The sequence below is a fragment of the Streptomyces sp. NPDC001880 genome, from assembly GCF_053594575.1.
The window spans coordinates 64,294-78,613 of sequence record NZ_JBSFET010000027.1 but is presented as its reverse complement, the minus strand read 5'-3'; the positions used below and the strand labels follow the sequence as shown (position 1 = coordinate 78,613).

The following is a 14,320-nucleotide window of genomic DNA, read 5'->3' as shown; positions in this document are numbered from 1 at the left end:
GACATCGTCACGTTCATCGTGAACCAGGGCGCCCAGATCGTGGAGTTCGTCAACGCCGTCCTGGACGCGGTCATCGCCATCGCCAACGGCGGCGCGGCAGGCGTCCCGAAGATGGTCGAGGCCGCCCTCGCCGCCAGCGTCCCGCTCCTCATCGGCTTCCTCGCCTCACTCCTCGGGATCGGCTCCCTCGCCAACAAGGTCAAATCCGTCTTCCACGCCGTATCCCGACCCGTCAACCGCGCCATCGACAAAATCGTCAACTTCATCGCCAAAAAGGGCAAAGCCCTCTGGAACAAACTCAAAGGAAAGAAGGGGGATCCTCACGACCCCAAGGCCGGGAAGTCTCAGAAAGAGCTTGCACAACTGGCCCGCAAGGCGGCAGAGGAGGCCACCCGCCGGGTCGCGGGCGGAGTTTCGCCGACCCAGGCGAAGTCCATACTGCGCGAGATAGAGAGCCGCTACAAGCGCCAGGGACTAACCAGTCTTTCCTTTGTCACTGGGACCCACGGTAAAACTTCTGTTCGCATTCGAGCGAAGGTGAACCCGGAATACTCCGCCTCCGACATGGACACCGTGTCGCTACCTGGAGACAAGTTCGCAGAACTCCCTTGGATCCATGAGGTAAGGGGCTGGGCAACACTGAACGAGGCTGCGGCAAAGATGGAAATAAATCCCAGCGGAGGTACTGATAAGAAGAAGGAGTGGGCGCCGCCCACCTATGCACGAGGCATCATTTCATGGAGCGGCAAGAGCATGGCACAGAGCAGGAACACAAAGACGTTCGAGAGCAGCAACATGGAGGCTTCGGACAAGAAATTCATGCGAAGTTATTCCGAGGCTCATGGAGAGGAAAAAGTTATTCAGGCGTTCGACCGGCTGCTCTGGGGAGACTACGGAGAGGGCAGATTGGAAGGCGTTGTCATCAATATGGACCTGTTCATCAACAGAAGCTCCTGCGTGAACTGTGCAGATTTTATCGCAGAGTTTGTCAGGAAACTTGAGCAGCGCGGGGCCACTGTCACCGCCAAGGCCAACGTAACAGCTCCGTACCGAGGCGGGTCAGTCATCAGCGAAGAGGTACGGGAGCGGAACGGCAACCTCATCAAACAGTTCGCCAGCAAATCACTTATCACTCACGAACAGCTTGAGAAGGCCCGCGCCGAGGCGCAGAAGAAGAATCCGTCCAAGCCACTGCCGGAGCCGAAGGTCAGGCGTTTCTGGGGAACAAGCGAGGAGGACTCGCGCAAGCGCATCGAGGAAGTTCAGGAGGAATACAAAAAAGCACAGAAGGATATAGCCGAACAGACCGGAGAGAACGCCGGTGCCGCCAACCCGCCGCCAGTCCCGGACGAACTGCGATGGCATCAACTGCGTGGGACGAATGATACACAGAAGCTGGGCGTGGCCATTCTCGAAAAGGCGGGCGTGCAAGTTCACGCAATAACCATTGATTCGATTCGCTCAACAAACTTTAACGATCAAGAGATTTCCGCCTTCGACAGCAGCGCCGACCCCTCTGCAGCGGAGATCGCGGAACTCGCGGCACGACGACCGGACTACCAGTCCCTGGACACGAGCGGCGGGGTCGACAAAACGGAGCAGCAGATGAAAATCCTCCGCAAGCAACTCAAGGATCGCGCAAAACAGGTGAACGACTTGGTGGCCGACAAGAGGATTCAGGAAATCCGGAAACAGGCTCAGGAGCGCAAGGAAGCGGAACAGAAAGCGGCACAGGATCTGATGTCGGGCGGGTGAACCCGCACCTCAGAATACGCGATAGTCGTCGGCACTGATCTGCTCGATGATCCAGCACCAGAACGCGGACGCAGTGTCCCAGGAAACCTCATCGGATTCCCGCAGCACATCGGAAAGCTCTTCGCGCTGGATTGCTACATCTTCTTCGTCGAGAAAATCGAAACGTTCACGTTCCGACTCCAGCACGCAAAGAGCCTCGACATACTTGTCGATCGACGTGTTGATCCGGCGGATAATGTCGGCTTCGGGAACTGTGTAGTAGACATCTCCAGTGCCAGGCTCGACAAGGATGTCTCCGGTGCCCGCGAAACCGATCCTATACATTGCTCGAATTCGCCCATCCGATTCGATGCCGACTTCTTCGCAATGCTCATTGTACGTCTTCACCCCCTCTTCCAGGCCAGGCACGGAAGAGATCGCATCCAGCAAGTTCCTGGGGAGTCCAGTGTGCATAAGGGTTTGACCGGCAGGGTGCCGCCGGAGTTCCTCCGGGACCACTTCCGCGGGAAGGAGCACCGTATCTTCTCCGAAAACTTCTACGAGACGCTCGCGGGAGATCATTTCTGCCCTTCTGATGCATTCCGTCGAAATCGGCGTAAAAGGAAGAGGTAAAGCCGGGTACGGGCAGTCCTGTACTCCAGCGCCACCGCGGAAAGCCCACTGCTCGGCGGCCCGATTTGAGTGTAGTCAGATGCTGTCGCTTCGGAACAGAGCAGCGGATACCGAGCCGGCAGTTCCCCCACTGCGGCCCCCGGGCAGGGCTGACGCGAAGTCCGAACCTGCCCCGAGCGAGCGCCCGCCGCACGGTCGAACCCCTCGACACATCCGGGCACCTTGGCGCAGGGCGACTGACCGAAGGTTCCTCTCCGCGGGGCGCTGCCCCTGGGGTCGGAAGGCCGCCTTCCCGAACAGGGTGGCAATCGCCCGATGCGGAGCTGGTTCCACGATGCCGACCCGGGACGCGTACTGGCTGTCAGGTACCCGCCACATGCACGGGCAGCGACTTCAGACCGTTGATGAAGTTCGACACCAGGCGCCTCGGTGAACCCGCAGGTTCGAGGGATGCCGGTAGAGCGCGGCACATCTCCTCGTACAACATCCGTAGCTGCAAGCGCGCGAAGTGCGCGCCCAGGCAGACATGAGGGCCGTCGCCGAAGGAGACGTGGGGGTTCGGAGAGCGGGTGAGGTCCAGGGTGAAGGGGGCGGGGAAGACGCGTTCGTCGTGGTTGGCGGAGGCGTGGAAGACGACCACCTTGTCGCCGGTGCGGATGCGGGTGCCGGCCAGCTCCGTGTCCTGAGTGGCCGTGCGGCGGAAGGTGAGGACCGGGGGGTGGCGGCGGAGGAGTTCGTCCACGGCCGTCGTGAACCCCGCCTCGCCGTCGCGCAGGCGGCGGTGCGCCTCGGGGTTCTCCGCCAGGAGGTGCAGGCCACCGGGGGCCGCGCTGCGTACGGTGTCGTTTCCGGCGATCACCAGCAGGAAGAAGAACATCTCCAGTTCGGGAGCGGTCAGTTCGGGGTCCGTGGCCAGGGACGTCATCACATCCTCGGCAGGGTGGCGGCGCTTGTGGGCGGCAAGGGTGTGGGCGTAGTCGAACATGTCACGCAGGGCGGACGGGGACCGGGGGTTGAGCGGTTTGCCGTCCGGGCCGAGTTCCGGGGTTCCCGCCTCGTCGGGGTCCTGGTACCCGATGACGCGCTGGGTCCAGTGGAGGAGCAGCGCGCGATCGGTGTCCGGTACGCCGAGCAGGTCGGTGAGGTTGAGCAGGGCGTAGTCGTCGGTGACCTGGGTGACGAGGTCGCAGGTGCCGTCGCCGGCCCGCGCCTCGGTGACCGCGCGGGTGAGCAGGGAGCGGGCGCGTTCGCGGACGAGCCCGGCGAAACGGTCCACGCGCTTGGGGGTGAAGGCGCGGCTGACGAGTACGCGCAGGCGTCGGTGGTGCGGCGGGTCCTGGTTGAGCATCATGCGGCGGATGAACGGGAGGTCGGCAGGGTCCGGGTCGCGGATCTGAGTGGCGCCCAGGTACGAGGAGTACGTCGCGGAGTCCTTCAGGACCCGGACCACGTCCTCGTGCCGGGTGACCGCCCAGAAGCCGGGGCCTGCCGGCCAGCCGAGCACCTCCGGCTCCTCCTGCCACGCCACGGGGTGGTGGTCGCGCAGGTGGCGGTAGCTGTCGTGGGGAATGCCTCGCCCGTACTGCCTGGGGTCGAAAACGTCCGGCACGGCCCCGGCCCCGGACCCGGTCGTCATGCCTCCGCGCCCTCGGCGTCCGCCCGCAGGAAGTCCTCCACCACGCGGATCAGGTCGAGCGGGGCCTCGTCCATCGCATAGTGGCCGCACGACGGCAGCTCCACCAGTTCGGCCCGGGGGAACCAGCGCATCCAGGTGGCGTGCTGCAACTCCGCGGAGAGGGCCGGGTCGAGTGCGCCCACCACCGCCAGGGCCGGCACCGGCAATCCCTCCACCTGGTCGTGGAAGTCCTCGCCCGCCCAGGAGTCCAGCCAGGCCCGGAACGCCTTCGCGTCGCTGCATGCGAGCGAGCGGCGCACCATGCGGTCCAGCCAGCCCGCCGGGCGCCGGCCTCCGGTGGTGGTGTCGAGGATGATCCGGCGGTTCTGCGGGGTGTGCGCCGCCGCGGCGAACAGTTCCCACTGCTCGGGCGGGAGGGTCAGGCCGGACGCGGGGACGGGGGAGACGCCGACGATCCGGCGCACCCGCTCCGGCGCGGCGGCCAGCGTCCGCTGGATGACGGAGCCGCCCATCGAGTGACCGATCAGCGAGAACCGCTCCCAGCCGAGCCGGTCGGCCAGCGCGAGCACGTCCTCGGCCCCCTCGGCCGTGGTGTATGCACCGCCCGCGTCCCGGGCCTCGCCGTACCCCCGCAGGTCCACCACCGCGTACTGGAACGCACCGAGGTCGAGGTCCGGCAGCACGGGTGCGTACGCGGAGCGGTCGGCGAGCCAGCCGTGCACCGCGATCACCTTGTGCGGGCCGTCGCCGTGCAGTTCGTGGGGCAGAACAGGCAATGCGGTCACGCTGACTCCCGTCGCCGTACGGAGAGGAACCTGCCGGCCACCGGCTGGCCTCGGACCACAGTCGCGCCAACTACGGGCCCGCGCAAGGGAGCGTGCCGGTGCCCACCGCTTCGTAGCGGCGAACACAACCTTCTACTAGTTCATGTATTAGATTGATGGTATGAGTGACGACACCACCTACGGCGTGGGCGAGGGCCCCACCGCCAACGTCTCCGTCAGCCTGCACTCGGGCAATATCGCGGCCGTCCGTGCACGCGTGGGAAAGCGGGGTTTCTCCGCCTACGTGGACGCTGCCGTGCAGCGTCAGATCGAGCGGGACAACCTCGCCGAGCTGACCAACGCACACGAGGCGGAGCACGGTGCGCTGAGTCGTACGGAGGTCGATGCCGCCCGAGCGCTTCTGCGGGGCGACGCCGATGATGCGCAGAACGCCGCCTGATGGCTCGGGCCGGAACGCTCGTGCTGGACAGCGAGGGTCTGTCCAAGGTCGTTGCTGATGACCGGCAGGTCATGACGCTGCTCCGTGGAGCGGAGCAGGAGGACATGAGGGTGGTCGTCAGCATTCTCACCCTCATCGAGGCTCACCATCGGAAGGTGAACGCCGCCCGGTTCAACTGGGTGGTGTCCAGGCTGACGGTCGAGCCCGTGAGCGAGGAGATCGGGCGCTCGGCCATGACACTACTGACCGATACCGGACTTCATGGGCACAAGTACGCCATCGACGCCGTCGTGGGAGCGACTGCGTTGCTGATGCCGAAACCTACGGTGATCCTCACCTCGGACCCCGAGGATCTGGGACTGCTGTGCGGGGACCAGGTGCGCATCATCAAGGTCTGAGCAGGCGTCGCACCGCCTCAGGCCAGCAGCTCCAGATACGGGCCGAACTCCGACGCCAGGGTCAGCCGGCCCAGCTTCTGGTACTCGCGCTGGATCGCGTGGATCAGCGTCGGCATCGTCACCGGCTCGCCCGTGTCCGCCGCCAGGTACGCGGACGTCACCGCGACCGAGCGGATGTTGCCGCCCGCCAGCTCGAAGTTCTCCGCGCAGAAGGCGAGGTCCAGGTCCTTGCCCCGGGGGAGTACGGGGCCCAGGCAGCGCTCCCAGAGGACGAGGCGCTGTTCGGGGTCCGGGACCGGGAAGTCGATGACGAGGTCCAGGCGGCGGGTGAACGCGTCGTCCAGGTTGGCCCGGAGGTTGGTGGCGAGGATGGCCAGGCCGTCGAAGGACTCCATGCGCTGGAGGAGGTACGCGCTCTCGACGTTCGCGTAGCGGTCGTGGGCGTCCTTCACGTCGGAGCGCTTGCCGAAGATCGCGTCCGCCTCGTCGAAGAGGAGGACCCCGTTCACGCCCGCCGCCTCCGTGAAGATGCGTTCCAGGTTCTTCTCCGTCTCGCCCACGTACTTGTCGATCACCGTCGCCAGGTCGACCGTGTAGAGGTCCAGGCCGAGGTCCGCGGCGATGACCTCCGCCGACATCGTCTTGCCGGTGCCCGAGTCGCCCGCGAAGAGGGCGGAGACGCCCCGTCCCCGCCCGCCGCCGGGGCGCATGCCCCACTCCCCCAGGACCCGGTCGCGATGCCGCGCGCGGGCGGTGAGTTCGCGGAGCTGGGCGTGGGTGTCGGGCGGGAGGACCAGGTCGTCCCAGGTGACGGTGGGTTCGATGCGGCGGGCCAGGCGGTCCAGGCCCGCCGCGTTCTGGGCGCGGGCGCCCTGGCGGACGTGGTCGGGGGTGAGGGCGCCGCCGTCCAGGTGGGTGGTCTGGGCGGCGCCCCGGGCGGCGCGGGTGATCTGTTCCGGGGTGAGGAGGAACGGCGAGAGCAGCCGGTCCACGTCGATGGTGTCGGGGACGGGGGCATCGTACGCGTCGGTCCAGAGGGCCGCTCTGGTCGAGGGTTCCACGCGTGGGGCGTGCAGGAGCAGGGGCGGGGCGGCGGACCAGGACGCGTCCCAGGGGGCCCGGCCCACCAGGATCGTGGGGACCGGGGTACCGGTGAGGAGCCGGAGGAGCTCCGGGTGGTCGCGGGCGACCGCGTCGAGCGGGGCGCAGACCACGCCCGCGCCGGTCAGCCGGGCTTCCCGGACCAGGGAGCGGACCGCCTCGGCCGGGGACGGGTCCTCGGCCAGCCGCGCCAGGTCCAGGCCCAGGACCCGGCGGCCCGCAAGGGTCAGCGCTGAGGCCGCGAGGGCCGTGCCCGCACCGCCCTGGTCCTCGCGGAGGTAGGCCAGCGAAGCGCCGTGGGCGAGCGCCCCGGCGAGCGGGGCCGGGTCGCCGACGCCCGGGACGGCGTGCCAGGGGGCGAGGAGGTCGGCCAGCCGGGGGTCGGGGGTGTCGTCGCCCAGGAGGTGCGCGGTGACCCGGTCGGGGACGCGCAGTGCCCGGCTCAGAAACGGCCGGTCCAGGTCCTCGACCAGGAGGAGGCGGCCCTCGCGGAGCGGGGCACGGGCCGACAGCCGGCCGCGCGCCTCCTGGTCGGCGGGAGACAGCCCGCACAGGCCCAGGGCCAGGCCGATGGACGGACGGCGGCGGGTGACGTCATCGTTCAGGTAGCCGTAGAACGCCTCGAAGCGGTCGTCGAGATCCGGTACGAGGGTGATGAGAAGGATCTCGATATCGAGGGCGGTGAGGCCGAACTCGCGCGCCAGGGTCGTGAGTCCGGACCGCTCCGCCGACGCCTCCCCGGGGTCCGATGTCTCCCCGGAGTCGAGCACCTCCCCGAAGTCCGGCGCCTCACCGGAGTCCGGTACGGGGTACGGGAAGGCGCGGGCCTCGGTCTCGTCCAGCAGGCGGGCGATGTTCTCGTCCGTGAGGTAGAGGCCGCGGAAGGCGTCGTCCGGGTCCGGATCGGTGAGCTGCCGGGCCTCGACCGCCCGTCGGATGCGCTGCTCCACCGCCACCGCGCGGGCGAGGAGATGGCGCAGGTTCGGATCACCCGCGGTCGTCATTCGGCGCTTTCCTCCGTACGGGCCGTCCGGGCTTCCGTGCGCGTGTCCCGGGCCTTCCGGGTCTCCGTGATGCGGAGGGACAGACCGCGCCGCCGTTCCGCATCGGGGACGCGCGAGGCGGCGCCCCCACCCGGTCGCCCCGGACGGCCTCCGTACACCGGGAGGCCCCCGCGTCCCGGCGTCGCTTCCGACACCGGCTCGGCCCCCTCGGGTACGTCCCCGAAGCGGGTCCTCAGCCCCTCGTCCCCGACCGGCGGCCCGACCACATAGCTCGGCGACGCCGTCACCGGCACGCTGACCACCAAGTCGAGCGAGGGTTTCAGCTCCCCGCCCAGCGCGCTCCACACGTCGGCGAACGAGCGGTCCTCCGGCGGCGGCAGCGCGATCGACATGGGTACGGGCGCCCCGATCTCGGCCAGGGTGCCCGCCAGTCGCTCCGGCGGCAGCGCCTCGTAGCGCAGCAGACAGCCGAGCAGCGAGGAGAGCAGCCGGTGTTCGTCCTCCGGGCGCTTCGTCCATGCCGTGATCAGGTACGACAGCTTGAAGAACCGGGGCGGGCGGCGGCGCGCGACGATCGTGCCCCGCTCGTCGTAGTCGTTGTGCAGCCCCCGCTCCCGCCTGCGCATGTCCTCGCGGATGTCGTAGAGGTACAGGTTGACCATGGGCGCGTTGACCTTCGCCGCCCATTCCCGGGTCGGGGCGTCGAAGACCACCGCGATCTGGCCTCCTCCGAGCACCTCCGCCCTGATCAGCGCCCTCAGTACGTCGTCGACCTCGTGGATCACGCGTTCACTCCCCTGCGCTCACCGGCGCTCACGCGCGGCCCGCGAAGTCCGGCGGCTGAAGATTCCGCTGCACCACCAGGACCGGTTTCTTCAGCCGGTCGAGATCGCGTGAGTCCGCCCTCAGTTCGCGCGGGCCCAGCTTGTCCTTGCGCAGGACCAGGACCTGCACCTCGAAGGTGCCGTCGCGGCCCACCGTGGCGGTCGCTCCCCCGGGGGTGATGCCGGTGTTCCACGTGAAACGTACCGTCGCGCCCGGCGGGTAGTCCTTGCCGCGGGCCAGCACCGGCTGACCCGGCTTGGCGACCTGCGGGGTGACCGTCAGCGAGGGTTCCAGGACGCGCAGCCGGTCGGTGTCCTGGTTGTTGGCCGTGCGGCGGTCCGGCAGCGTGCCGCGCACGGTGGCCCGTACGTCCCCGGTGATCGCCGCACGGTATGTCGCGGTCTGGGTCACCTCGATGCGGCCACCGGCGGGAATGGTGCACGGTTTCGCCGCCGTGCAGCGGGTCAGGGCCGGCAGGCTGCGGTCCTTCCCCTTGGACGGTGTCGGCCAGGTGGAAGCGATGACCACGCCGGTTGCCGGGTCCGGACCGGCGTTGGTGATGGTGAAGCGGGCACCGGCCGGGCGACCGGTGTACGTACGGTCCGGTCTGACGTCCACCTTCATCGCCACATCCGCCGAGGGCGGGACGGGGGCCTCCAGGACCTCGATGTCCGCCGTGTCCGTCCCCGTATTGCCCGTCGAGTCGGTCGCCGAGCACGTCACCGTGGTGCGGCCGACCGGGAAGAGCGAACCGGAGGCAGGGCTGCACGTCACCGGGAGTGTGCCGTCAGTGGCGTCCTCGGCAGTGGCGGTGTACGTCACGCGCGCGCCGTTCTTGTCCTTGGCCCGGACCGTCAGATCGTCCACGGTGACAACGGGCGCGTCGATGTCGTTCACATCGATGTTGATCTGTTCCTGGAAGTCCGGGTCGGCCGCCGCGGCCGGCCCGATCGTTTCCGCCCCCGGGACCTGGGTGCCCATCAGGAACTGGACGGTGCAGCTCAGCCGGGTGCCCTGGGGTGCGTCCGCGGAAACGTCGATGTTCTCCGCGAAGTGCGCGGTTTCGCCGCTGGTGAGCTGCTGGGTGGGCGGGTCCAGGCTGACGGACAGATGCGGATCGCAGTTTTCCAGGCGGTAGCTCACATTGGTGGGAAGGTTGCGGAAGCCCTCGATGATCGCGTCCGCCACCTGCTTCCCGTCGATGCCTTCCAGCAGACGGCCGTTGGTGGCTCCAACGATGCGTGTCGCCTGACCGGGTGTGGTGGGCGGTTCCTCGACGTAGTCGGGGTTGTCCGGGTTGTGTGCGTCACCGTTGCCGTTCATCCCGTCGCCGACCTTGCTCTCCACGTCCACGCCGATCACCCGGACGTTCTTGTCCTGAAGGGCGGAGATCGTGTCATCGATGGAGTGGCCGTTGCTGGGCGAGTGGCTGGACGCGTCGCTGACCACCACGATGACCGGGCTGGCCCCTTCGCGGAACACGGTCTTCCCGCCCGCGCCGTTGGCGATCTGCCACAGCCCGTTGATCCAGTCCTCGGACGGACCGCGGCTCTTTCCGCCCAGTCCGGTGCCGAGGCCGCCGACACCCTCTCTTATCTTGGTGTCGTCGGTCGTAAGCTCGGTCAGCACCTGGAATCCGGCGTTCGCATCGCCTTCCTGGTCCCCGAAGGTGGCTACGGCGAACCGGGAGTCCCGCTGCTCGGCCCGAATCGCGTCGGTGATCTTGGTCAAGTTGTCCCGCACGCTCGTAATCGGTTTCTCCATGCTCTTCGTTCCGTCCACCAGCAGGATCACGTCCGGCCTCGGCGGGACGACCGGCGTACGCACCTGCTTGGCCACGCCCGTGGAGCCGCCCGGGTCGACCGCGTCGGTGAACTCGGCGGGCGTGACCCAGGGTTCGGGCACCGCGACCATCGGCGCACCGGTGGTGACGGCCGAACCGGGCGCAATGCCGGTGACCACGAGGAGCAGCGCGAGGGCCGGAACGCGGAGCACGGTGAGAGCGCGGGGTGAAGTGGACGGCCTGGCCCGGGCCGATCCGTCCCGCCGCGACCGCGGCACCCGCCGAAGCGGCTGGAACCAGCGCACGGAAGTCCTCCCCACCCTCGCCCGATCGGCACACCTGACGATCGGCACGCCGGACGTCAGGGTCCTGCACCGGCGGCGGACACACAGCGGTGCGGAAGTCACACCCTCGGGAAGGCCCTGCTGCCCGAAAGTGCAGCGGGGAACCCACCGAAGTGCCGTACGCGCCAACGCGGTACGCACGCCCGTGTCGCACGCACGCCAACACCGCACGCACACCCGCGCCACACGCACACCAACACCGCACACGCGCCCGTGCCGCGCGTCCCCGTGCGGGCAGGCTCAGATCAGCCCCTGCCGCATCGCGTACGCCACCGCGTGCGACCGGTTCCGCAGTTGCAGCCGGGTCATCACCGAATGCAGCACGTTCTTTATGGTCCGCTCGGAGTACGCCAGCTTCGTCGCGATGTCCGCGGTGTCGTACCCCTCCGCGACCAGCCGCAGCACATCCACCTCGCGCGCCGCGAGACCGGTGAAGTGCAGCCCGCGCGGGCCGAGCACCTGACCCTGGAGGCGGCCCACCTCCTCAAGGAGCCTTCCCAGCAGGTCGGAGGGGAGATGGCCCTCGCCCCGCGCCACTGTCCTGATGACCTGCACCAGATGCTCCGGAGTCGATTCGGAGCGCCTGACCACACCGGCGACACCGCACTCCGCGGCGCTCACCAACTTCTGCTCGTCGATGTCCGTGGTGACCAGGACGGTGCGCGAGGTGCTGGTGCGCTGAATGTGGCGCAGCATCGTCAACACCGCCTCGTCGACCGTGTCCACGACGACGATCACGATCTGAGGGGAGTCGTCGCCCTCTCCCCAATCCGTCACGCTGACTTCGGGCCGAGTACGTAACTGACTGGCCACGCCCGCCTGTGAGATCGGATCCTGGGCCCTTAATGCGACAGTGATGCGCTCCATGGCAATGCTCCCCCTGGGCAACAGCCGATGGCGTCACGTCGATCACAACCAGCACGGCTGTTTTCGTATGCCTCACTCGTCTGAGGCGGTCAAAAGATGCCCGTGTTTCCTTACAGGGAAACAAAAAAGCCGATCCGGGCACAGAATCTGCCCGGAAGTGTTCCTTCACGGCCGATGTCGACCTTCAGCGGCGAACCTACGGTGCGCCGTATGAGTCTCACGGCAAGCCTCGACGATTCGTCCGTCACCGCCGCACCGGGCGAGGAGACGGCCCTCCCCCTGCGGATCCTCAACTCCGGCAGCACCGTCGAGGAGTACCGCTTCGAGGTGGTCGGCGCGTGTGCCGCCTGGTCGACGGTCGAGCCGGCGACGCTGTCCCTGTATCCGGGCGACTCGCAGACGGTCTCCCTCATGCTGCGTCCGCCCCGGGACTCGACCGTACTCGCCGGGGAGACGCCCTTCGGGATACGGGTGGTGCCCACCAGCGAGCAGGGCGACACGGTGGTGCCCGAGGGGCGGGTGACCGTACTGCCCTTCAACGAGACCACAGCCGAACTCGTACCGCGCAGCTCGCACGGCGCCTGGTGGGGACGGCATCAACTCGCCGTCGACAACCGGGGGAACGCCCCGGTCACCGTACGGTTGGGAGCCCAGTCGGGTACGGAGCGGGCGCGGGTCTCGTTCGCGGCGGACACCCTGCAGATCGCGCCCGGACGGGCGGAGTTCGGGAAGGTGCGGATCCGGCCCGCCAAGCGGTTGTGGCGCGGCATCCCGGTCACACACCCGTTCCAGCTGGTCGTCACCCCGGACGTGGCCGAGGACCAGCAGCCGGTCGCACCGGTGGTCGTGGACGGTTCGTACCAGCAGGAGCCGATCCTGCCGCGCTGGCTGCCCCGGGCGCTGATCACCGCGGCCGTGCTGCTGATCGCGCTGGTGGGGCTCTGGTACGCGCTGCTGCGCCCGGCCGTGAAGTCGGCGGCCCGGGAGGCGATCACACCGGACGCGGTACGGTCCGCCGCCGCGGCCGACAAGAGCAAGGCGCCCGACAAGGGCTCCTCGGGCGGCGCGAGCTCGGGCGGTGGCGACTCCTCCGGGGCGAACGGCGGCTCGCCGAAGCCCAGCCCCTCACCGAGCTCCGGCGCGACCTCCGACGCGGGCGCCGCAGCCCCGACCAGTGCGCAGGTGCAGGTCAGGGACTCGGTGGGCGGCGGGTCGAACACCGCGACCGCCCTCCAGGTGCCCGGCGGGCACACCTTCCAGCTGACCGACATCGTGGTCCAGAACCCACAGGGCGACGCGGGCACGCTCGTGGTCTCCTCGGGCCGGGACGCGCCCGTGCTCCGGCTGGCGCTGGAGAACTTCCGAGACTCCGACTACCACTTCGTCACGCCGATCCTGGTGCCCGCCGGGGGCAAGGTCACGATGACCGTCGACTGCCGGAAGGTGGGCAAGCCGGTGAACGCGCCCACGCCCTCGCGGTGCTCGGAGTCGCTGTTCCTCGGCGGCACGATGAAGACGGATACGGTGGACTGACGCGGCCGGGCGGCGGACGGGGCGACTGGCGAACGGGCACGACTGACAGACGAGCGCGACTGGCGAACAGGCACGACTGACACGGCGCACGGGCGGGCGCGGCAGACGGGCACGGCGGACCGACGCGGCCGGGCGACGGACACGGCGGACGGGCCACTGGGCACCGTCCGCCGAAAACCTGTCCGCCGCCTGCCCACCACCTGAGGCCCATCCGTCTGAGACCCAGCCGCCGAAGGCCCGTCTACCGAAGGGCCGGCCGCCGAATGCCGTCACTCGGGCGGGGTCTCTTCCTCCTCCTCGGCGCCTGCCTCCGCCCGCTGCACGAAAGAGCCCTGCACATCGGCAGGCTGCTCGTCCTCGTCCTCCGTCGCGGCCCGCTGCACGGACGTCGCCGGAGCCGGGGCGGGGGCCGAATCCGGCACGGGAGCCGGAGCCGGGTCCGCGAGCACCCGGTCGGCGTTCGCGACGGCCTCCCGCTCGAACCTGTCGGAGGGGTCGCTGACCCGGATCCCGCCGGGCGCCTCCGTACCCTCCACCGGGCCGTTGCGCTGCTGGATCACATGGGTCAGCTCATGGGCCAGCGTGGTGCGGCCCTGCGGCGAGGACGGATCGTAGGCGTCCCGCTGAAAGACCACGTTGTTGCCGACCGTGTACGCGTGGGCGCCCACGCCCTTCGCGGACTCGTGGGCGGCGGAGTCCGTGTGGATGCGTACGTCGGAGAAGTCCGCGCCCATCCGCCCCTCCATGTCGGCCCGGGTGTCGGTGTCCAGGGGCTGCCCTCCGCCCGACGAGACCACATCGTGCACGGGGGAGCGCTCTTCCTCCTCCCTGCGCTGGAGCATCGACCCCACGGCGCTGTTGCCGACCGCACGCTGGAGCACGCTCATGCCTCCGGCGCCGACCACATCGGCCCGCCCGGCTGCCGCCGCCCGGAAGAGATGCGGGGTGTCCACCGGCTCCCGGCCCTCGGACGCCCTCGACGCGTGTACGGGTTCGTCGTGCTCATGCCCGTGTCCGTGATCCCGCTCGTGGTCGTGCTCCTGGTCCCATTCCTGTGCGTGCATCGTCATCTCCCCTGCCCGCGCCCCGGTCGAAGGCGCGTCGTGATGGCCTCACCACTCCACCTTCACGACGCCCCACTGCCCAGTCCAGCCCGGACCCCGCCGGCCGGGGGCAGCCGGCCCTGCCCCTTCGGGCACCCCGGTCCGTCCGTACGGCAAACGGCCGTACCGGCGGGC

The 14,320-nt window shown here is 68.8% G+C and carries 11 protein-coding genes and 1 pseudogene; 4 read left to right on the top strand and 8 right to left on the bottom strand.

The features are described 5' to 3' along the window. Positions 1–1,755 (top strand): annotated as a pseudogene (locus ACWCQ6_RS17770) (hypothetical protein); the annotation flags it as partial. Between the two features lie 9 nt (positions 1,756–1,764). Here the strand turns inward: ACWCQ6_RS17770 and ACWCQ6_RS17765 are convergent. The 3 genes from ACWCQ6_RS17765 to ACWCQ6_RS17755 all read right to left on the bottom strand — a co-directional run bounded on the left by ACWCQ6_RS17765 (position 1,765) and on the right by ACWCQ6_RS17755 (position 4,788). Then, a complete protein-coding gene (locus tag ACWCQ6_RS17765; RefSeq protein ID WP_451090129.1) occupies positions 1,765–2,316 on the bottom strand; it encodes an SUKH-4 family immunity protein in 552 nt (183 codons plus the stop codon). A 412-nt stretch (positions 2,317–2,728) separates the two neighbouring features. Further along, the gene (locus tag ACWCQ6_RS17760) at positions 2,729–4,003 is read right to left on the bottom strand and encodes a cytochrome P450 (RefSeq protein ID WP_451090128.1); all 1,275 of its coding nucleotides are present in this window, start codon (positions 4,001–4,003) and stop codon (positions 2,729–2,731) included. Continuing rightward, complete coding sequence (locus ACWCQ6_RS17755) at positions 4,000–4,788, bottom strand: alpha/beta fold hydrolase (RefSeq protein ID WP_451090125.1); 789 nt, start codon at positions 4,786–4,788, stop codon at positions 4,000–4,002. The genes ACWCQ6_RS17760 and ACWCQ6_RS17755 overlap by 4 nt, the downstream gene beginning before the upstream one ends. A gap of 160 nt (positions 4,789–4,948) precedes the next feature. On the opposite strand from ACWCQ6_RS17755, the gene ACWCQ6_RS17750 reads away from it, so the two are divergent. Next, positions 4,949–5,227, top strand: a complete 279-nt coding sequence (locus ACWCQ6_RS17750; RefSeq protein ID WP_451090123.1) for a hypothetical protein — start codon at positions 4,949–4,951, stop codon at positions 5,225–5,227. After that, positions 5,227–5,625 (top strand): DNA-binding protein, encoded by a 399-nt coding sequence (locus ACWCQ6_RS17745; protein ID WP_451090121.1) that lies wholly within the window; start codon positions 5,227–5,229, stop codon positions 5,623–5,625. The genes ACWCQ6_RS17750 and ACWCQ6_RS17745 overlap by 1 nt, the downstream gene beginning before the upstream one ends. Positions 5,626–5,642: 17 nt before the next feature. On the opposite strand, the gene ACWCQ6_RS17740 is transcribed toward ACWCQ6_RS17745, so the two are convergent. The 4 genes from ACWCQ6_RS17740 to ACWCQ6_RS17725 form a co-directional block, all read right to left on the bottom strand. Further along, positions 5,643–7,730, bottom strand: a complete 2,088-nt coding sequence (locus ACWCQ6_RS17740) for an ATP-binding protein (RefSeq protein ID WP_451090120.1) — start codon at positions 7,728–7,730, stop codon at positions 5,643–5,645. Continuing rightward, complete coding sequence (locus ACWCQ6_RS17735; RefSeq protein WP_451090118.1) at positions 7,727–8,515, bottom strand: DUF4255 domain-containing protein; 789 nt, start codon at positions 8,513–8,515, stop codon at positions 7,727–7,729. The genes ACWCQ6_RS17740 and ACWCQ6_RS17735 overlap by 4 nt, the downstream gene beginning before the upstream one ends. A gap of 28 nt (positions 8,516–8,543) precedes the next feature. Beyond that, positions 8,544–10,550, bottom strand: coding sequence for a VWA domain-containing protein (locus ACWCQ6_RS17730; RefSeq protein WP_451090116.1), 2,007 nt, complete (start codon positions 10,548–10,550; stop codon positions 8,544–8,546). Positions 10,551–10,922: 372 nt separating this feature from the next. Next, complete coding sequence (locus ACWCQ6_RS17725; RefSeq protein WP_451090114.1) at positions 10,923–11,549, bottom strand: response regulator transcription factor; 627 nt, start codon at positions 11,547–11,549, stop codon at positions 10,923–10,925. A 210-nt stretch (positions 11,550–11,759) separates the two neighbouring features. Between ACWCQ6_RS17725 and ACWCQ6_RS17720 the strand changes: the two genes are divergently transcribed. Beyond that, the gene (locus ACWCQ6_RS17720) at positions 11,760–13,082 is read left to right on the top strand and encodes a COG1470 family protein (RefSeq protein ID WP_451090112.1); all 1,323 of its coding nucleotides are present in this window, start codon (positions 11,760–11,762) and stop codon (positions 13,080–13,082) included. A gap of 269 nt (positions 13,083–13,351) precedes the next feature. Here the strand turns inward: ACWCQ6_RS17720 and ACWCQ6_RS17715 are convergent, their stop codons facing one another. Next, positions 13,352–14,152, bottom strand: coding sequence for an eCIS core domain-containing protein (locus ACWCQ6_RS17715; RefSeq protein WP_451090110.1), 801 nt, complete (start codon positions 14,150–14,152; stop codon positions 13,352–13,354). Positions 14,153–14,320: the final 168 nt, after the last annotated feature.